Here is a 15,583-nt window from a genome sequence, read left to right on the forward strand (position 1 = left end):
TTCATCATCGTGAGTCTGTTCCGTAAACTGCCTTCTTCTATAACGTCCTCGGCTACGCCAGCGATGACCACCGAGCTGAATAAATCAGCGTTTCCTTAGCGACAGTTTCATTGCATCTTGCGCCGGGGCGAATTCGTTTCGCTCCGGCGTTTCGTCGTTTGTAATTGCTTTGCGCCGCGAGGTACCCCGATGACGTTGCAGATGCGGAAAGTATCTGTTGGGTGAAAGGTGATTGTAATGGTGAGTTAAACCGATAAACTGGCTTCAACGACTAAGCACACAGGCTTCCGCCCCGGCGGTCGTTGTTTCGCTAACCCAGTATTTTCTGTTTCTGAAATTTAAATTGGAGAATTAACCATGGCTAAAACATTCATTCCGGTTATCGCACTCGTTTCGGTCCTAGCGCTGCCCACGATGGCATCCGCTAGCAGCAACGGCCCCCTCACCCGTGAGCAGGTGCGCGCGGAACTGGTCCAGTTGCAGCAGGCGGGCTACGACCGCAACCACAGTGACGCGCACTACCCGGCGCACCTCCAGGACGCGCTGAAAAGCGTGGCGGCTCAGCAGGCACTCAGTGGCCACGGTGGCGTGAAATCGGGCTCGGCCGCTTCCGGCGCGCCGACCCAGGTGGCCTCGGATCATTCGATCTACAAAGGAAGTTGATGGGCTATCAGCCGGATGGCCGGGCGCTTTCAACTGCCCGGCCCGGTGAGCTCCGGCGAGCGGCATCGTCGCCGCTTCATCGTCTGCAACCGGGCCTGCATTCAGCCGCGCAGACCGGCATTCCACCCCCTTCCAGTATTAGCGTTTCATTGCATTTTTGCGCCGGCGCGAATTCGTCATTCGCTCCGGCGTTTTGTCGTTTGTAATTGCTTTGCGCCCACTGGGGTGACGTTGCAGACGCGACAAGTATTTATTGGGTGAAAGTGGATTGTAATGGCGCGTTAAACCGATAAACTGGTTTCAACGACTAAGCACACAGGCTTCCGCCCCGGCGGTCGTTGTTTCGCTAACCCGTCTTTTCTTTCTGTTTCTGATGGAGGTCTCATGCAAGTCCTGTTCAAGTCCTGCGACATTGAAGCTGCACGCTTGCGTAGCTTCGCGCGCCAACGCACCCAGTTTGTGTTCCGCCGGATGGCCTGGCTGGTTTCCCGGGCCACCGTCAATCTCTCCGACGTCAACGGCCCGCGCCGCGGACTCGATAAGCGTTGCCAGGTGCAGGTGCAGGTGCCCGGTGCGAATCCGGTCGTGGTGACGTCGATTGCGAAAGACTGGCGCGGCGCCCTCGATCTCGCACTTGCCCGCGCCGTTTCTTCGATCGTCCGCAGGCGCCAGGCGCGCCTCGCGAAGCGCCGCGCGAGTCAACGCGAGTGCACCTGGAGCGCTGAGCCTGATGCCGTCTAAGCAAGCCATGCTTGCACGGCTACGGTGGCATCGTACGAGCGGTATTGCTCGCTATTTGCGGTCCGCGATGGAAAGACGCGTTCGGGCAACCTTCGCGAGTTTCTGTCCTACACGAAAGAGATTCTTATGTATTTGCACACAATCAATCAGTTGCGACGCCTTGCGCGTGTCGTGACGCGCGGTACCGCTGTACTGGCCATGGCGCTAGTGCTCGTCGCGGGCACTGTCGCATCCAACCATGCCGAAGCGAAGCGTATTGGCGGTGGTAGTAGCGTCGGCCGCCAGTCGCAGACGGCGTCGCCGTCCGGGCAAGGCCAACGGAGCCAGCAAGCTCAACCGGCGCAGCAGGCCGCGCCGGCGGCCGCTGCCGCGAAGCCAGGCAACCGCTGGATGGGCCCGCTCGCCGGCCTGGCCGCAGGACTCGGCATTGCCGCGCTGATGTCGTCGTTGGGGCTGGGTGAAGGCCTGGCCCAGATGCTGTCGAACGTAGTGGTGATCGGCCTCGTGATTGTCGCCGGCATCATGCTGTTCCGCTTCATTGCCGACCGGCGCCGTCCGGATCTCGCTTATGGGCACGACGCGGCGAACGGGCAGCGCATGAACGGCTCCTGGCTCATGAATCAGAGCGGGCAGGCGGCGCCTGAGACGAATTTCGGTGCCTGGCCGCGCACAGCGATGAATCCCGCCGCAGCGGCACAAACAACGACAGTGCCGGGGCTGCCTGTCGGACTCGATCAGGCGGTCTTGCTGGCATCGGCCAAGACCTTGTTCCTGCGTCTGCAACGCGCCTGGGACCGGAACGAACAAGGCGACCTTTTCGAGCTGACAACCCCGGAAATGTTCGCGGTGATCAAGCGGGACCTGGAAGATCGGGGCAACCAGCCGAGCCATACGGAAATCACGCAGCTGGACGTGGAATTGTTGAGCACGGAACACAATGGCAGCGAAACACTGGTTAGCCTTCGCTTTCACGGCCAGATGCGGGAAGACGAGGACGCGCAGACGGCGCAACCGTTTGAGGAGGTCTGGAACATCGTGGGCCACGGGCATGGCGACCCGGCCTGGCGACTGGCGGGGATACAGCAGATTGGCCGTTAGCATCGAGCGCGGCCGGAACCGGCAGCGGCTCGCTGCCGGTTAGCCCACAAGCGAAACGGCAAAAAGACCAAAATCCGACGTCACACAAATCTGGGACTCATTTTATGCGCCGAGACTACTTTTCTCTTTGCCTGGCCACTGTCACGATGACATGCTTGCTAAGCGCTTGCGCGGCCTCGCCGCCCAGCAGCCCGTCACCCGTTGTCGGTGCAGATCGCGATGCACATGGTTGTATTGGATCGGCTGGGTATTCCTGGTGTGAATCCACGCACCAATGCGAACGTCCTTGGGAACTCGCCAGGCAGAAGGGTTTCGCGCTCTCCGCAGAACAGTTTGCTCGCTACTGCACGACTGGATCGGCCGAGTGATCAATCACTTCAATGCGCGGACGCGTCAACGATGGCCTCGGGCGAGCAGCCTGCATGCTCGATAGAAATCGGCTTGGCCCCACTTGTCGGCACTGGTAGATTTCCTGATTATGCCGGCAGGAGGCTGTGTCGCATCCCCATCTCAAGGCGGCCATTCGGCCGACGGACAAGCAAACGGCAGAGCAGGGTCGAACTCGGCCAGATGCACCAGGCTAGGCTCGGCCGACAGTTCGTGAAATATTCGAGAACCTGGCCGTCCGAAAACACATCTAGTTGACGTGAAATGCCTACACAGCGCCTACACAGACTCCAGAAAACAAAAAGCCCAGTCGCGAGGACTGGGCTTTTTGCTTGAAACTTGATGGTGCCGGAAAGAGGAATCGAACCCCCGACCTTCGCATTACGAATACTTTTTAATGCACTAGCGAATCGCGATTATAACAGGAGTACGCAACGAACGATTCGAGAGTGAACGATCTGTTGCCGTCTGGCGGCTTCGCGACGCCGCTCCTGCGTCTACTACGTACCGGCCGCGCGGGCGTCCCTGCGCGTCTGTATGCGATCCCCGGCGCTGTCGGCGGTCCAAATGCCTGCTCGCGCAGATCAAGCCTGCTACCGGCGCTCGGATGGACGTCGCGCAACTACTGACTCCGATGCTTTACTTCGATCCCGACCATCTCGCTGAACTCGACCGTGAGGCCATCGCGCGCTATCACGCGATCCCGCGGCTGAATGACGATTACCGGCTGCACACCGAACTCGGGCCCCAACCGTTCGAGGGCGATGTCGCGAATGCGAGCATCGTCATCCTGATGAACAACCCCGGCTTTGGCGATACGAGCACGTTCGAGGATCACCGCTTCCATGTCGACGGCTGGCCTTACGCCTCGCTGCATCCTGATGCGCCAAGAGGTATGCACAGCTACAGCGCGCCGCGCTTTGCCGACCTCATTGCCGAATTCGGTGCGCAGCGCGTGTCGGGCCGCGTTGCACTTCTTCAGATCCATCCGTGGGCGAGCGTCGCGCTAGACCGGTCGAAGCGGCTGGTGCTGCCTTCGATGATGCTGGCACTCAATCACGCCCGAGCGGCGCTATCGCGCGGCGCACTGGTAGTCGTTGGGCGGGGCGCATGGTACTGGCTCCCGGCATTGGGGTCGGCGGACAGGCCGCTGTTCGTCCACCAGTTTCCGCGTAGCGTCTACTGGAACCGCTCGTCAGTCCCGAGCGAGATTTACGCACAGATGCGCGAACGTCTTGCATAGCCATCACGAGCCCGGTGGCGCGTCGTGGCGACGTGGGCTGGTCAACGGGTGGGGGGTGGGCAAAAAGATTTACCGGTCTCACCGGAAACCCCGGGCGAAGGTTTCTTTCCACCGGCGCACTTCGATAACGGGGGCCGGAACGCGCCCGCCACCCGCGGCGCACCCCCGCCAGTATGCCGACGGCATTCGATGCTGACTTGTCGGGATTTCGGCTATTCGGAGGGGATGGCACGCTTCCCGGGGCGAATGGCGGTTGCGCCCCAACGTGACCGCCTCAACCGAAACAGAGACCGTCAATACTGATCACGCGCCGCGCCCATCTGTCGTTGCACTTGCTGGTCGCGTGCTTGCAATTGCGTCTTCGTTTCTTGATCAACAGGAAGTGCGAGTGGAACCTTGAAGCGAAGCCGGCTAGTATGTTCTTCGCTACCTGATGTCTTTCGACCACCGCCTACACCGAATACAGACGCAACCTTTAGCCGTCCTTCCACGTCTGAAGCAGTGCCTTCAGTGACCGTTACGGCTACATCGAAGTCGACCAAAAATACATTCTGCCCATCGGGCATAACTGCGAAGTGCGTCTCGGCCCCCGTCGATCCATAAACTGCTGGACTGACGTATCCACCGTGTTTGAGAACGTCGTTTTGCGCGCCGCGGACGCCCTCCACAATCTGTGTAAGACTGGCGTGTACGAACTCCTTTAGGTCCATCATCTCCCCCGTCGCCGATTGTATTAGCAGAGCATACTACGACAGTTGTCGGTGTCGTCGCGCAGCCATCGTTTCCGCCGATCGCCGCTCAGACCGGCCGCCCGGTCACGCGGGCGCGCTGCCGACGCTTGCGCAACCGGTCATACTCACGGCGCGCCTCGGGCGTCAGGACCAACGGTGCCGGGTTGATTTCGCGCTCGGGCTGGCGGGCCACCCAGAAGGCGAGGCCGCCGACTACATCAGCAACGAGCCGTGAAAATGTCGCCTTGCCGGTGTCCATGGTTCGTCGCTCCGCTGGTTGCACGCGCAACGATTCTGAGCCCGCACAGTTAGCTCGCGCAACAAAAAGGTTCTTCGTGGATTTTCGACGGAAGGGACAGCGCCAGTCGACCTGAAGCGGAAGTTGCTCAGACCGATCTATTGAATGTGGTTGTCAGCAAAGAACGTCTTCCAGGCATCGATAACGTCTGACACAAGATCGTCTGCTCTGATTGTGTGACCGTCTTTCATCTGGATCTTGAGCCGCCACGGCGGCTGTGAAGCCGAAGTGTTGGATATGCTGGTTGCCGCGGTAGCCGAGAATCGGACGTCTTGCGCTGTGGGAGGATACTTCGTAAGGTCGATATGCTTGCTGGCGTTGCAGAGATCGCGGCATGCCCGGAGGCATTCTGAACCTTCAAGTAGGTCGGAAACTTTGCTGATATCCACCTCAGGGCGAAGCGTCTTGACCCAATCGACAAGATGGTAGGCGGTGATCGCAAAATTGAATAGCGAGTCGTGAACTGCCGATTCGTCGCAATTGCTCAGCGCCTGAGTTAAGGCCGCGCCGTCTCGCTCCGCCTTCTCGAGTAACTTGACAGGACTGTCGTAGATAGCACCAAGAAGTTTCATGTCAGCGCCCGGCCTGATACGCGGACAGACAGGTCGCACGGCGGAACGTGCCCGGTCGCCGCCGTCCTGTCCGTCAGAGTTTCACGATCCGCGTCCATTATCGCCCGCGAAAGATTCGATGATGCGCGGTCAGACTCTCGGACGCCGCGCCGTCCGTTCCCCCTGCGCGCGCCAGTGCCGAAGGAAAAATCCCCGGCAGCTATTCGCGCCGCGCCTGACGGATCAGCGGCCGGGTTAGACGAATGATAGTTTTCGCGCGGCAGCATCGCAACCGTCGGTGTTCACCGTACGCAGGTCCACGTGGTCGCGCCAGCGACGCGGGCGATCAGTTCGCAGCAGCATGCGCATCAGGTTGCGATCCACGCGCACCGGAACCGGCATGGTCATTTCATGTCCCCTTCAGCGGGCGTGATGTAGGCCGAGCCGTCCTCGAATGAGAACATCAACCTTTGCGCCCCGGCTTCGTCACGCATCATGAAAATGCGGCTCAGCGCGCAGCGATCCCGGTCCACGATGCACGCGGCTACATCGCGCAGCAGCACGCGCGCGGCGTCGAGCACTTCGGCATCGCTCAGAAGATCGGCCCACCCCTCACCGCCGACATAAGCGCGCGACACATAATCGCGCGCGATCGAGAGCGTCTGGTTGCGGCCGAGTTCATGAAACGTCACGCGTTGACTATTCATCACAGACCCCTCAATGCATGGTCCGCGCGTACAGCGCCGCCACGGCGGCGGGCAGTTCGCAGCGCACCCGCCGCCCGTTGTCGAACGCGACGACAATCCGTGAGTGCGTCGGGTCGTTCGCGTCGGGCACAACTTCCGCATCGATCGCGCGCGCGTCGGGAAACAGCGCGCACGCGAAGGCAAAGTTGTTCGCGAGTTCGACGAATACGGCGATTTCATCATTGCCGGGGACGCGCCCGCGCCGCCTGATGAATTGCGCGATCTGTTCGCCGACGACAGCCAGCACAGGGCCGGACACATCAAGCGGCGTCGGCCGGTCTTCGTCCGTGGTGTCTTTCCCGATCATCGTGCGCCTCCCTTCGTCCCTGATTTCGTCACCGGCGCGGACCAGTCCACGCCGCTCAGATACGCGACCGCGCCGGACGCGGCCTGCCACGACACAAAGCGCGCACACAGGAAGCCGACCAGATTTTCCTGCGACAGCGAGTGCGTCACATCGTCAACCGTCACGTCAGCCTGTTCGGAAATGTCCATGCTCGCGCCGTCGTCGCCATAGACGACCTGAGCGGCATCGACCAGCGCAACGATGTCGTCGGGCACGTCCGCCGATCCCACGGCGGGCAGGCCGCAGAAGATGCCGCCCTTCACGCCGAAGCCGTTCGCAGCGCCTACCATCGCGCCCTGAAGCGCCAGTGACATCGCCGTGTTCGATGACATCACCAGCACGGCGCGCTCGATGTCACCCGTGAAAGCGGAAACCAGCGCGATCATGTCCGCTTGCACGTCGCCGGTCGCGGGCACCGCGACGGCACCGGTCAGCAGCGAATCAGGTGCGCCCGCAACCGGTGCCGAAGCGAACGCCGCCGCTGAGGTGATCTTCGCGACTGCGCGCTGGAGCGAGCGCGTCAGCGCCTTCTCCGCGGCGTCAGTCGAAAGATGGATCACTTCCTTTGTCGCGACGATCAGACCTGCGCATTTCCTCGGCGCGATGTTCGCCTGTTCGAAGCTCGCGCCGCTGACCATAACCGGCTGCCCTTCATCGATCCATTGCGCCACCGGCGCTTCATCTTCGATCAGGATGCGCGTGCGCACCGGGATCGAGTGCAGGGGGCTCAGGGCATTGATGCGGGCCATCACATCGTAGACGGCCACGCCGGCTAGGAAATCATTGACCGCTGCGCGCCACGCGGCGTCCGCGCCAAAACTGCCGCTTGTGATGATCGACTTCTGGATCAGCGACAGGGCGGGACCGTCGCCGTAATCCTTGCGATGGATTTCGGCAGCGGCGAGCGGATCGCCGCCTGCCTTTGCCATGCACCGGACGAACTTGACGAATGTGTTGCCGACGATCATGGTCCGCTCCCGTTGAAGTCGTTCACTCATGCCTTGCATGATCGTCGGTAGGCGCGCAGGGCGCCATGACGTCATTTCCGCGACTACCGCGTTTCGCCGGCCTGTCCGCAGTTACCCGCCCAGCCCGTTTCGATGACGCGGCTCAGATCGAGCACGCGATAATGGCGCACGTTGCCACGCATCCGGTACTCAAGCCGGTTGCGGCCTTCCCGCACCTGCTTTCGAAGCGAATCGGGTGAGCGGTAACCGAGCACCTTTGCCGCCGCCCGCTCGCAGATGCAGTCGTCGACCGTGACGGTGTAATCGTTGCGCTGGCAGCATTCGCGGATCGAGGCTGCGGTCACCGCGATGCGTTCCTCGAGTTCGTCAGGTCCGCTCATGCGCGCGCCCGTCAGAGGTCGTCGAGCCGGTCATCGTGGAAGTGCGCTGCGGTGCGCGCGTGCCGTTCGTGCGCTTCGCCTCGCTGCGTGCCTCGTGCTGCTGCGTGCTGGCGACTTCCGTGCGCCGGCGCTTCACGTGACAGGGCGACACGAGCGCGTGCGCGATCACCGACAGCGACGGCCGGACCTCGCCGGTATCGGTGTTCCACGTCCCAATTTCGAGCGCACCGCTCACGCATACCGCATGGCCCTTCGCGAGCGCGAGCAGTGCGTCCCTCACGTGCGCATCGAACGCCATGACCCGCGCGAAGATCACGGTGTCGCCACCGGCCGGCACGCGCAGGGTGGCGAGCGCATACACGCTGCCGTTCTTCGCGGTGCGAGCCCCCGGGTCTTTCGCGAGCGTCCCGCCGAGCAATGCGTCGATCATGCTGCCTTCCTCCCTGTGGCACGCTTCGCGGCACGCGCCGCTTCACGTGCCGCGTTCGCCGCGTTGCGCTCACGCGTCCTGCGCTCACGCTCTGCGAGCTTCGCGGTCTTCGCTTCGAGCGCCGCGCGCTGCTTCGCGCGCATCTCGCGCGACTTCACCGCCGCGGGCAGCGGGTCGAGCCAGCCATAGCGCGCCGCACGCACCACCACGAACGCGATGCGCGCCCCGGGCGTGGCGCGGTAGACGTCCCGGAACGCGATACCGTCCGCAGCCGGGCAGCGCGCAAACCACGCCCGCGCATCACGCTCGCCGGCGCGGTCGAATTCGAGCGCCCACGACGCGAGGACCAGAAGCCAGTCCGGGTCATCGCCGGGTATCGCGGCGAGCGCCGACAGCGCGCGGGTGTAATCCATCGCCACCGGCCGGGCGCGGTCGCCCGGGACGGGCAGCGCATTGCGCGTGACCCAGTCCGGCAGGGGCCGTCCGGCCATTTCTTCGGGATCGGGCATCGCTTCCTCCAGCGTCATCGTTCGTGTGTAGCCGGTCGGCCTGATCGGTGAGTAGGTGATGTCAGTCGTCTCCTATCTCCTTCTACGCGCCCGCGTGCCCAGCCCCGCATTTTTTAAAAGAACAGCAGCATACGTAGAAGGAGATAGGCGGACACCGACATGACCGACTCACCGATCAGGAAGAGGCGGCTGTTTGGGCACCGGCTGGGTGCGGTCCTGCGCCGCCCGGTACCGCTGCGCCGCCGTGAGACTGCTCTTCGCATAGACGGCCACGCGCTTGCCGCCGACCTTGTACAGTCCGTCATCGGGGGCATTCGGGTTGCGCACCGCCGAATAACCGACGCGTTCCATGCGATGCGGGATTGAGCGCCGGTTCGCGCGCAGGGAAAGCTCGTAGCCCAGGCTGTCCATCTGCGCGGCGTTGGCTGCGTCGATCAGGTCGCGCAGAGTGATCGCGTCCGGGTTACCGAGCCGGTCGATCACATCACGCATCTCGCCGCCCTCGGGCGCCTCTCCCGCTGCCACCATCTGCCAGAATGCGGACGTCTTCGGCGGTGGGGCCTTCGCATCGAAGGTCGACAGGTCGTGCCCGCGCAGGAACGCCACCACGTTCGCCATGCCGCCGCCTGCGTACCACGCCCAGAACTTGCGGAAGTAGGCATCGGTGAAGTCGGTGCTTGTGCGTGCGCTCCACGCGACGTAGTGGCGACGATCATCGGCGGGCAGGTAGAGTCCATCCGTCAGATGGTTCGTTGTGAAAAGGAAGTTGCACACGTTCGCGACGTAGTACTCGCGCATGTTCTTTTCGTCGACGCGGATCACGTCGGGGGGGCTTGCCAGATACGGCTTGCAGTGCTCGTAGAACCCATAGCGGTCGAGGTCGCCCAGATCGCGTACCTCGGACACGCGCACGAGCTTGTTGCGTACCCACCGGTTGAAGCGTCCGAACATGATCGCGGGCGTGATATCGGCCACGTTGTGCGCGCCAACCGCCACGCGCAGCGGCTCGACCAGCGTGTCCTTGCCAATGCCTGGACCGCCACCGAGCACCAGCGCGCAGTTGATCTTGTCCTCCGGGTGCTGCACCGTGTACGCGAACCAGTTGACGATGAAGGGCCAGTCGTCGGGGTAAAGACGTTCCAGATGTCCGAGCCATGCACCGGCCTTCGTCGCGTCGCCCGTCACCATCGAAGGCGGCACATAGAGGTTGAAGGACCGCGCACCGGCGTGCGCCTGCCAGCCTGCGGCCTGCATCACGCGGTCTTCGATTACCTGCTGCTCACCCGGCATCCACACGATCTGCATCACGGCGCGGTGCTCGTCCAGCCACGCGTGCGCCTTCACATATGAATCGTCCGCCAGATTCACCGGCGGCAGTTTTGCGTTCACGCTCGACGCGGGCCACAGTTCGCCGGTCGGAACGTGCAGATACTTGTGCGTCGGCAGGTGCGAGTAGAAGTCGTGATAGCTGAAACCGGCCGCGGCGGCGGACATGCCGTTCATCCCCGTGCGCGGCTTGCGCTTCGATTGAATGGGCGGTTGCGTGATCAGTGTGTCGAGGATCGAGGGGCTAGTCATGGGTCGCGCCCTCCGCGACGAACACGCGCGAGACCGAAAGCATCAGGCGCGCGTGCTCGGTGCGCGTGACCGATCCCCGGCGCAGGATCGCGCCGACAATGAGCAGCACTTCGAGCAGTTCGAGATTGACGGCGGCGAGCACTTGCGCGGCGTTGAAGCGGCGCGCCACCGGCTTCGCGGCGTGGACACCTTCAACGCGCGGCGGGAACAGTGCGTCGAGTTCGAGACCGGTCGCGCCCACGATATCGGTCGCCGTGCATCCGTCGCGAAAGCAGTGGAGCAGGACCACGCCGTCCATTGTCTCGGTGATCGCGAGCACGTCGCGGCGCGAGTCGCACGCCGGACACCTTGCCCGCCAGCGGCCCGCTCCGCACGCATGCACGCCATCGAGCCTGTCCAGCAGGGCGGCGGCGCTCATGCGCTGCCCGCAGCGTCGCGCTCGTCGCGTTCGTCGCGGGCCTCCTGCAGTTCCCGGTTCCGGGCGTCGAGTTCGTCATGCCAGCGTCCGGCGGTGAGCCCGTCGAGCGTGCCGCTGCCGGACAGGTTCACCGCGTTCAGCCATGCCTGGAGTTCGTCGTTCATGACGGCCTCCGCTCAGGCCGGTTCGGGTTCGAGTTGATCCCCTTTCTTTCCGCGCAGCGACGTGATGCGTGCATGTCCTGGCTTGATGGGCTCGACCGGCGCGAACGGCTGGGCGGTCGCCGTGCCGGCGATGGCGCGGGAATCGTCCTTCTTCATCTCCACGATGGCGTTGAACAGTGCCTCGGGCTGGTCGGTCACCATGCGCTTGCCGATAACGAACAGCAGGCCGAGCCACATCAGTTTCCGCTTTTTCTCACCGGCGATATACGTGCGCGCCGTTTGCTCGGACGGAAACAGCGATCCGCCGTAGATCGCGCACCACGAGCGTTCGCCGCCGTACATGTCGATCAGCGGGCTGCGGATTACTTCGGTCATCACATCCTCCGTTAGTCACTGGTGGTTCAGTCCAATACTGGTCAGGCGTCCGGACCTGCCGATGGATGTGATAGTGCGCAAATGAAAATGCCACGACTTACTCGTGGCATCGATTGCTTGCTGATTCGCTGCGATCAGGTCGCAGTGTGCAGTATGGGCGGCGCTTCGGTGTCGTCGCGCAGTGGCGGTGGTGGATAGGGGATGCCATCGGTGAGCTTGCGGATCGTGGACAGCGAGAACGGCCGCAGACGCCGGCCATTCTTCTCACGCAGGCAGCGGGACTGGACCTCGGCATAGACCACCTTCTTCAGCTTGCGCCCAACCTTCGCGAGCCGGTCGGCTTGGATTACGAACGTTTCGCGCACCGCGCGCTCGTCGTCGGGCGTCACCTTGTCGTCGCGGTTACCTTTCCTCGCATCGATTACCGGTTGGTTGAACCCCCCGCGCAGTTCGCGGTCGAGGCTCGCGAGCAGGTCGGCAATGATCGTGCGGTTGCGACGACTCAAGTCCGTCAGGAGGGCCGCGGTTGGCTGGACGCCGAGCGTCGCCGTGAACGCTTCCGTAAATGCGAGGTTGAGGCGTTGCACGGTTTCCCGCGTGCGCACGTCGATCAGCGTCAGGCCGGTACGTTCGACGTTGCCGCCCTTGTCGGTCAGCGCAAGTTCGGGAAGCGGGTGCTGCACCTTGTCCTTCGTTCTCATGCGATATCTCCCATGACGCGTTCCACGATCGCGCGCTTGCTGTCGATGGTCAGGTGCGAGTAACGACGCGTGACGTCCAGTTGCTTGTGGCCGAGTGTCGCGGCCACGTCGAGCAGCGACGCGCCGTTCTGCGCCAGATAAGACGCGCACGTGTGTCTGAGGTCGTGGAACCTGAAGTTGTGGATATTTGCGTCGCGCAGTGCGGCGTACCACGCACTGTCAATCGTGAAGGGGCGGTCTGGGTCCCCGACGCGGGCGAACAGCAGGGCATCAGGGTGCGGCGGCTTGCCGAAGCGGCGGATTTCCGCGATCACAGCCGGCGTGAGCGGCAGCACGCGCGGCTCGTCGTTCTTCGAGCTGCGCACGTAGGCGGTGGCACGATCGAGATCGAGATCGGGGTAACGCAGGCGCAGCAGTTCGGAGCGGCGCGCGCCGGTCGTGATTGCCGTCAGGACCAGCAGGTAAAGCCGGTTCCACGTTGACAGGCGGCACACGGCGAGAAGCCGCTTGCGTTCGGCGGCGTCCAGAAAGCGGACGCGCTCGTTGTTCATCGTGAGACCCGGCACCTCGCGGCAGGGGTTCGTCCAGCCCTTGGGCATCATGCGGCGGGCCCTGGCGAAGTTCAGCACAGCGGATAGGACGGCTTTGGCCTTGTTGATCGAACCGGGCTTGGGAAGGCCCAGTTCGCGATAGAGCATTGCGCCGGATTCGTCCGAGCCAACGTAGCGGCGCACGGGTGTCGCAGCCCAGTGGTCGAGGGCATCGGCCACCGCGTCACCGTCGATTTCGGCGGCGATCCAGCCATCGAAGTATTGCGACCAGCGGCGGATGATCTGCGCCCGCGACGGATCGCGTCCTACGTAGGCAGCAAGATAGGCTTCGGCAAGTTCGGGAAAAGAAATGCGCCGCCTGTCCGGCGCCGTTACGGCTCGGACAGGGGCAATATCGTAGGCGGTCCTGGACGACCCAGCCACGATTTTCAGAGGTTTGGCGGACATATCAGACTCCATGAAAGCAACGCATTCGTCGCTAGTGCATGGGGGCCTGTAAGCCTCGCCAGTATTTGACTTGGTGCCGGAAAGAGGAATCGAACCCCCGACCTTCGCATTACGAATGCGCTGCTCTACCGTCTGAGCTATTCCGGCATCAGGAGAAACGAAATTATAGGGACTACTTTAGTGCCTTGACAAGCCCCTTGAGGCATTTTTTTCTTTCGAGATCACTTCTTCGCTTCGAGGTGATAGCGGGTCACGCGATCGACCTCGTTCTTCGAGCCGAGGAACACCGCGACGCGCTCGTGCAGGCTCTTCGGCTGGATGTCGAGAATGCGCTTCTCGCCGTTGGTTGCGGCGCCGCCCGCCTGCTCGACGATGAACGCCATCGGATTCGCTTCGTACATCAGACGCAGCTTGCCCGGCTTGTCCGGCGTGCGCTTGTCGGCCGGGTACATGAAGATGCCGCCGCGACTCAGGATGCGATGCACGTCGGAGACCATGGACGCGATCCAGCGCATGTTGAAGTCGGCCTGACGCGAACCTTCCTTGCCCGCCTTCAGCTCGCCGATGTATTGCTGAACCGGCGGATACCAGTGGCGTTCGTTCGACGCGTTGATCGCGTACTCGCGCGTTTCGACGGGAATGCGCATGTCGCTTTGCGTGAGCACCCACGAGCCGAGCTCACGATCGAGCGTGAAGCAGTTCACGCCGTTACCGGTGGTCAGCACGAGCACCGTTTGCGGGCCGTACACCGCATAGCCCGCGGCGACCTGCTGCGTGCCCGGCTGCAGGAACGATTGCTCGGTGGCCTGATGGCCGTCCGGGCAGCGCAGCACCGAGAAGATCGTACCGATCGACACGTTCACGTCGATGTTCGACGAGCCGTCGAGCGGATCGAACACGAGCAGATATTCGCCCTTGGGATAGTTGGCCGGAATCGGGAAGAATTGTTCCATTTCCTCGGAGGCCATGCCCGCGAGGTTGCCGCCCCATTCGTTCGCCTCGAGCAGAATTTCGTTCGAGAGGATGTCGAGCTTCTTCTGCACTTCTCCCTGGACGTTTTCGCTGCCCGCCGAGCCGAGCGCATCGCCGAGCGCGCCCTTGCTGACGTGGTAGCTGATCGCCTTGCACGCGCGCGCGACGACTTCGATCAGCAGGCGCAGGTCGGCGGGCAGGTTGTTGGTTTCGCGTTGCTGCTCGATCAGGTACTTCGTGAGAGTGGTACGACGTTGCAAAGACATTGCTGTACTCCGGAAGGCTAGAAGAATGATGGGATTTTAACCGCTCGTTTGTGTCGGCTCCGTGCTTTTGGTTGCACGGCCGGCTTCAGGTCTTGCGGCGCGCCTTGGCCGAGACGGTGCCGCTGACGCTGGCCGCGAGGGCCGCGGCCCGGGCGTGTCCGGCCGGCACGCGGGGCAGTTTCGGGCGCTCGGCGCGCGGCATCGGTTCGATTTCCCGTTCGATCTGCTCGCCGGCGGCGGCGGTGGCGACGCGCAGGTCGTAGGCGATTTGCAGATTGAGCCAGAACTGCGCGCTGGCGCCGAAGTAGCGCTCGAGCCGCAGCGCGGTATCGGCGGAGATTGCGCGGCGGCCGCGCACGACGTCGTTGATGCGCGGCGCCGGCACCCGCAGCGCGAGCGCGAGCGCGTTGACGGACATGCCGAGCGGCTCGAGGAACTCGCTGCGCAGAATTTCGCCCGGATGGATCTCGGCAATGGCCGCGCCCGTATCGATGTCGGAGAAATCGATGCTGTTGAGCGCGGAGCGTTTGATGACCATGTCGGTCTCCCAGTAGTCAGTGATAGTCGATGATCTCGACATTCAGCGCGTCCTCGCCGACGAAGTGAAAACAGATGCGCCACTGCGCATTGATGCGGATGCTCCATTGCCCGCTGCGCTGGCCTTGCAAGGCTTCGAGCCGGTTTCCGGGCGGCGCCTGCAAATTCGAGACGGAGCTCGCGGCGTCGATCATCAGCAACTTGCGATGCGCTAGCGCCTGGATCGAGCGTGGCAACGAATGCACGAACCTGCCCTGGAAGATTCTTGCGGTGGCCTTGTCTGCGAATGTCGTGATCATCGAATCGTATAACGTACCGCGTTAAATGTAAACCATCAAACCTGTACGTATACTTTCTGCCCGGCGAGGCCCGATGAACAGTCGGCCAAACGGCTAACGGCGCGACACGAGCGCGTGAACGCAGCTGAAAACAACGCGAAAAAAAGCCGGCAACGCGTGCCGGCTTTCCGATGTGACTCGGGAA

24 protein-coding genes and 1 tRNA gene are annotated in these 15,583 nt (G+C 62.9%); 5 read left to right on the plus strand and 20 right to left on the minus strand.

Annotated elements, in window-relative coordinates:
- Nucleotides 1–357 precede the first annotated feature (357 nt).
- The 5 genes from HDG33_RS12870 to HDG33_RS12885 all read left to right on the plus strand — a co-directional run bounded on the left by HDG33_RS12870 (nt 358) and on the right by HDG33_RS12885 (nt 4,132).
- On the plus strand, nt 358–663 hold the full coding sequence (locus HDG33_RS12870) for a DUF4148 domain-containing protein (RefSeq protein WP_184027339.1): 306 nt from the start codon (nt 358–360) through the stop codon (nt 661–663).
- Between the two features lie 384 nt (nt 664–1,047).
- The gene (locus tag HDG33_RS12875) at nt 1,048–1,404 is read left to right on the plus strand and encodes an HPF/RaiA family ribosome-associated protein (protein WP_184027342.1); all 357 of its coding nucleotides are present in this window, start codon (nt 1,048–1,050) and stop codon (nt 1,402–1,404) included.
- 126 nt (nt 1,405–1,530) lie between these two features.
- On the plus strand, nt 1,531–2,502 hold the full coding sequence (locus tag HDG33_RS12880) for a Tim44 domain-containing protein (RefSeq protein ID WP_184027345.1): 972 nt from the start codon (nt 1,531–1,533) through the stop codon (nt 2,500–2,502).
- A 104-nt stretch (nt 2,503–2,606) separates the two neighbouring features.
- Nucleotides 2,607–2,870 (plus strand): hypothetical protein, encoded by a 264-nt coding sequence (locus tag HDG33_RS37290; RefSeq protein WP_409259008.1) that lies wholly within the window; start codon nt 2,607–2,609, stop codon nt 2,868–2,870.
- 626 nt (nt 2,871–3,496) lie between these two features.
- Nucleotides 3,497–4,132, plus strand: coding sequence for a hypothetical protein (locus HDG33_RS12885; RefSeq protein WP_184027348.1), 636 nt, complete (start codon nt 3,497–3,499; stop codon nt 4,130–4,132).
- A gap of 293 nt (nt 4,133–4,425) precedes the next feature.
- Here the strand turns inward: HDG33_RS12885 and HDG33_RS12890 are convergent, their stop codons facing one another.
- From HDG33_RS12890 to HDG33_RS12985, 20 genes are all read right to left on the minus strand, one after another.
- The gene (locus tag HDG33_RS12890) at nt 4,426–4,845 is read right to left on the minus strand and encodes a hypothetical protein (RefSeq protein WP_184027351.1); all 420 of its coding nucleotides are present in this window, start codon (nt 4,843–4,845) and stop codon (nt 4,426–4,428) included.
- 85 nt (nt 4,846–4,930) lie between these two features.
- A complete protein-coding gene (locus HDG33_RS12895; protein ID WP_184027355.1) occupies nt 4,931–5,122 on the minus strand; it encodes a hypothetical protein in 192 nt (63 codons plus the stop codon).
- A gap of 137 nt (nt 5,123–5,259) precedes the next feature.
- Complete coding sequence (locus HDG33_RS12900) at nt 5,260–5,733, minus strand: hypothetical protein (RefSeq protein WP_184027358.1); 474 nt, start codon at nt 5,731–5,733, stop codon at nt 5,260–5,262.
- A 234-nt stretch (nt 5,734–5,967) separates the two neighbouring features.
- A complete protein-coding gene (locus HDG33_RS12905) occupies nt 5,968–6,120 on the minus strand; it encodes a hypothetical protein (protein WP_184027361.1) in 153 nt (50 codons plus the stop codon).
- Entirely contained in the window at nt 6,117–6,419 is a 303-nt protein-coding gene (locus HDG33_RS12910) for a hypothetical protein (protein WP_184027364.1), read from the minus strand. The genes HDG33_RS12905 and HDG33_RS12910 overlap by 4 nt, the downstream gene beginning before the upstream one ends.
- 10 nt (nt 6,420–6,429) lie before the next feature.
- Nucleotides 6,430–6,765, minus strand: a complete 336-nt coding sequence (locus HDG33_RS12915) for a hypothetical protein (RefSeq protein WP_184027368.1) — start codon at nt 6,763–6,765, stop codon at nt 6,430–6,432.
- A complete protein-coding gene (locus HDG33_RS12920; RefSeq protein WP_184027371.1) occupies nt 6,762–7,772 on the minus strand; it encodes a phage major capsid protein in 1,011 nt (336 codons plus the stop codon). The genes HDG33_RS12915 and HDG33_RS12920 overlap by 4 nt, the downstream gene beginning before the upstream one ends.
- Nucleotides 7,773–7,855: 83 nt before the next feature.
- Complete coding sequence (locus tag HDG33_RS12925; RefSeq protein WP_184027374.1) at nt 7,856–8,152, minus strand: hypothetical protein; 297 nt, start codon at nt 8,150–8,152, stop codon at nt 7,856–7,858.
- Nucleotides 8,139–8,582, minus strand: coding sequence for a single-stranded DNA-binding protein (locus HDG33_RS12930; RefSeq protein ID WP_184027377.1), 444 nt, complete (start codon nt 8,580–8,582; stop codon nt 8,139–8,141). Before HDG33_RS12930 ends, HDG33_RS12925 begins: the two co-directional genes overlap by 14 nt.
- Complete coding sequence (locus HDG33_RS12935; RefSeq protein ID WP_260330417.1) at nt 8,579–9,091, minus strand: hypothetical protein; 513 nt, start codon at nt 9,089–9,091, stop codon at nt 8,579–8,581. The genes HDG33_RS12930 and HDG33_RS12935 overlap by 4 nt, the downstream gene beginning before the upstream one ends.
- A 168-nt stretch (nt 9,092–9,259) precedes the next feature.
- The gene (locus HDG33_RS12940) at nt 9,260–10,669 is read right to left on the minus strand and encodes a primase-helicase family protein (RefSeq protein ID WP_184027380.1); all 1,410 of its coding nucleotides are present in this window, start codon (nt 10,667–10,669) and stop codon (nt 9,260–9,262) included.
- Complete coding sequence (locus tag HDG33_RS12945) at nt 10,662–11,087, minus strand: DNA primase (protein WP_184027383.1); 426 nt, start codon at nt 11,085–11,087, stop codon at nt 10,662–10,664. The genes HDG33_RS12940 and HDG33_RS12945 overlap by 8 nt, the downstream gene beginning before the upstream one ends.
- A complete protein-coding gene (locus HDG33_RS12950; RefSeq protein ID WP_184027386.1) occupies nt 11,084–11,251 on the minus strand; it encodes a hypothetical protein in 168 nt (55 codons plus the stop codon). The genes HDG33_RS12945 and HDG33_RS12950 overlap by 4 nt, the downstream gene beginning before the upstream one ends.
- Before the next feature lie 12 nt (nt 11,252–11,263).
- Complete coding sequence (locus HDG33_RS12955) at nt 11,264–11,626, minus strand: hypothetical protein (RefSeq protein WP_184027388.1); 363 nt, start codon at nt 11,624–11,626, stop codon at nt 11,264–11,266.
- Nucleotides 11,627–11,760: 134 nt separating this feature from the next.
- The gene (locus tag HDG33_RS12960; RefSeq protein WP_184027391.1) at nt 11,761–12,327 is read right to left on the minus strand and encodes a hypothetical protein; all 567 of its coding nucleotides are present in this window, start codon (nt 12,325–12,327) and stop codon (nt 11,761–11,763) included.
- Nucleotides 12,324–13,325: a site-specific integrase gene (locus HDG33_RS12965; protein ID WP_184027395.1), complete on the minus strand. Its 1,002-nt coding sequence runs from the start codon at nt 13,323–13,325 to the stop codon at nt 12,324–12,326. The genes HDG33_RS12960 and HDG33_RS12965 overlap by 4 nt, the downstream gene beginning before the upstream one ends.
- A 71-nt stretch (nt 13,326–13,396) precedes the next feature.
- Nucleotides 13,397–13,472, minus strand: a tRNA-Thr gene (locus tag HDG33_RS12970).
- A 74-nt stretch (nt 13,473–13,546) separates the two neighbouring features.
- Entirely contained in the window at nt 13,547–14,563 is a 1,017-nt protein-coding gene (locus tag HDG33_RS12975) for a class 1 fructose-bisphosphatase (protein WP_184027398.1), read from the minus strand.
- A gap of 85 nt (nt 14,564–14,648) precedes the next feature.
- The gene (locus HDG33_RS12980; RefSeq protein ID WP_090801406.1) at nt 14,649–15,101 is read right to left on the minus strand and encodes a HigA family addiction module antitoxin; all 453 of its coding nucleotides are present in this window, start codon (nt 15,099–15,101) and stop codon (nt 14,649–14,651) included.
- 16 nt (nt 15,102–15,117) lie between these two features.
- Nucleotides 15,118–15,399: a type II toxin-antitoxin system RelE/ParE family toxin gene (locus HDG33_RS12985; protein ID WP_184027413.1), complete on the minus strand. Its 282-nt coding sequence runs from the start codon at nt 15,397–15,399 to the stop codon at nt 15,118–15,120.
- Nucleotides 15,400–15,583: the final 184 nt, after the last annotated feature.

It is taken from the genome of Paraburkholderia sp. Cpub6 (assembly GCF_014201065.1).
In the GTDB taxonomy this organism is placed as follows: domain Bacteria; phylum Pseudomonadota; class Gammaproteobacteria; order Burkholderiales; family Burkholderiaceae; genus Paraburkholderia; species Paraburkholderia tuberum.

Excerpts from the sequence above, each read along its gene's own strand:
- HDG33_RS12935 (WP_260330417.1), bottom strand. The coding sequence starts at position 9,091 with ATGCCCGATCCCGAAGAAATGGCCGGACGGCCCCTGCCGGACTGGGTC.
- HDG33_RS12870 (WP_184027339.1), top strand. The coding sequence starts at position 358 with ATGGCTAAAACATTCATTCCGGTTATCGCACTCGTTTCGGTCCTAGCG.
- HDG33_RS12925 (WP_184027374.1), bottom strand. The coding sequence starts at position 8,152 with ATGAGCGGACCTGACGAACTCGAGGAACGCATCGCGGTGACCGCAGCC.
- HDG33_RS12930 (WP_184027377.1), bottom strand. The coding sequence starts at position 8,582 with ATGATCGACGCATTGCTCGGCGGGACGCTCGCGAAAGACCCGGGGGCT.
- HDG33_RS12940 (WP_184027380.1), bottom strand. The coding sequence starts at position 10,669 with ATGACTAGCCCCTCGATCCTCGACACACTGATCACGCAACCGCCCATT.
- HDG33_RS12975 (WP_184027398.1), bottom strand. The coding sequence starts at position 14,563 with ATGTCTTTGCAACGTCGTACCACTCTCACGAAGTACCTGATCGAGCAG.
- HDG33_RS12895 (WP_184027355.1), bottom strand. The coding sequence starts at position 5,122 with ATGGACACCGGCAAGGCGACATTTTCACGGCTCGTTGCTGATGTAGTC.
- HDG33_RS12885 (WP_184027348.1), top strand. The coding sequence starts at position 3,497 with ATGGACGTCGCGCAACTACTGACTCCGATGCTTTACTTCGATCCCGAC.
- HDG33_RS12920 (WP_184027371.1), bottom strand. The coding sequence starts at position 7,772 with ATGATCGTCGGCAACACATTCGTCAAGTTCGTCCGGTGCATGGCAAAG.
- HDG33_RS12960 (WP_184027391.1), bottom strand. The coding sequence starts at position 12,327 with ATGAGAACGAAGGACAAGGTGCAGCACCCGCTTCCCGAACTTGCGCTG.
- HDG33_RS12945 (WP_184027383.1), bottom strand. The coding sequence starts at position 11,087 with ATGAGCGCCGCCGCCCTGCTGGACAGGCTCGATGGCGTGCATGCGTGC.
- HDG33_RS12905 (WP_184027361.1), bottom strand. The coding sequence starts at position 6,120 with ATGACCATGCCGGTTCCGGTGCGCGTGGATCGCAACCTGATGCGCATG.
- HDG33_RS12875 (WP_184027342.1), top strand. The coding sequence starts at position 1,048 with ATGCAAGTCCTGTTCAAGTCCTGCGACATTGAAGCTGCACGCTTGCGT.
- HDG33_RS12890 (WP_184027351.1), bottom strand. The coding sequence starts at position 4,845 with ATGATGGACCTAAAGGAGTTCGTACACGCCAGTCTTACACAGATTGTG.
- HDG33_RS12880 (WP_184027345.1), top strand. The coding sequence starts at position 1,531 with ATGTATTTGCACACAATCAATCAGTTGCGACGCCTTGCGCGTGTCGTG.
- HDG33_RS12965 (WP_184027395.1), bottom strand. The coding sequence starts at position 13,325 with ATGTCCGCCAAACCTCTGAAAATCGTGGCTGGGTCGTCCAGGACCGCC.
- HDG33_RS12980 (WP_090801406.1), bottom strand. The coding sequence starts at position 15,101 with ATGGTCATCAAACGCTCCGCGCTCAACAGCATCGATTTCTCCGACATC.
- HDG33_RS12950 (WP_184027386.1), bottom strand. The coding sequence starts at position 11,251 with ATGAACGACGAACTCCAGGCATGGCTGAACGCGGTGAACCTGTCCGGC.
- HDG33_RS37290 (WP_409259008.1), top strand. The coding sequence starts at position 2,607 with ATGCGCCGAGACTACTTTTCTCTTTGCCTGGCCACTGTCACGATGACA.
- HDG33_RS12910 (WP_184027364.1), bottom strand. The coding sequence starts at position 6,419 with ATGAATAGTCAACGCGTGACGTTTCATGAACTCGGCCGCAACCAGACG.
- HDG33_RS12985 (WP_184027413.1), bottom strand. The coding sequence starts at position 15,399 with ATGATCACGACATTCGCAGACAAGGCCACCGCAAGAATCTTCCAGGGC.
- HDG33_RS12915 (WP_184027368.1), bottom strand. The coding sequence starts at position 6,765 with ATGATCGGGAAAGACACCACGGACGAAGACCGGCCGACGCCGCTTGAT.
- HDG33_RS12900 (WP_184027358.1), bottom strand. The coding sequence starts at position 5,733 with ATGAAACTTCTTGGTGCTATCTACGACAGTCCTGTCAAGTTACTCGAG.
- HDG33_RS12955 (WP_184027388.1), bottom strand. The coding sequence starts at position 11,626 with ATGACCGAAGTAATCCGCAGCCCGCTGATCGACATGTACGGCGGCGAA.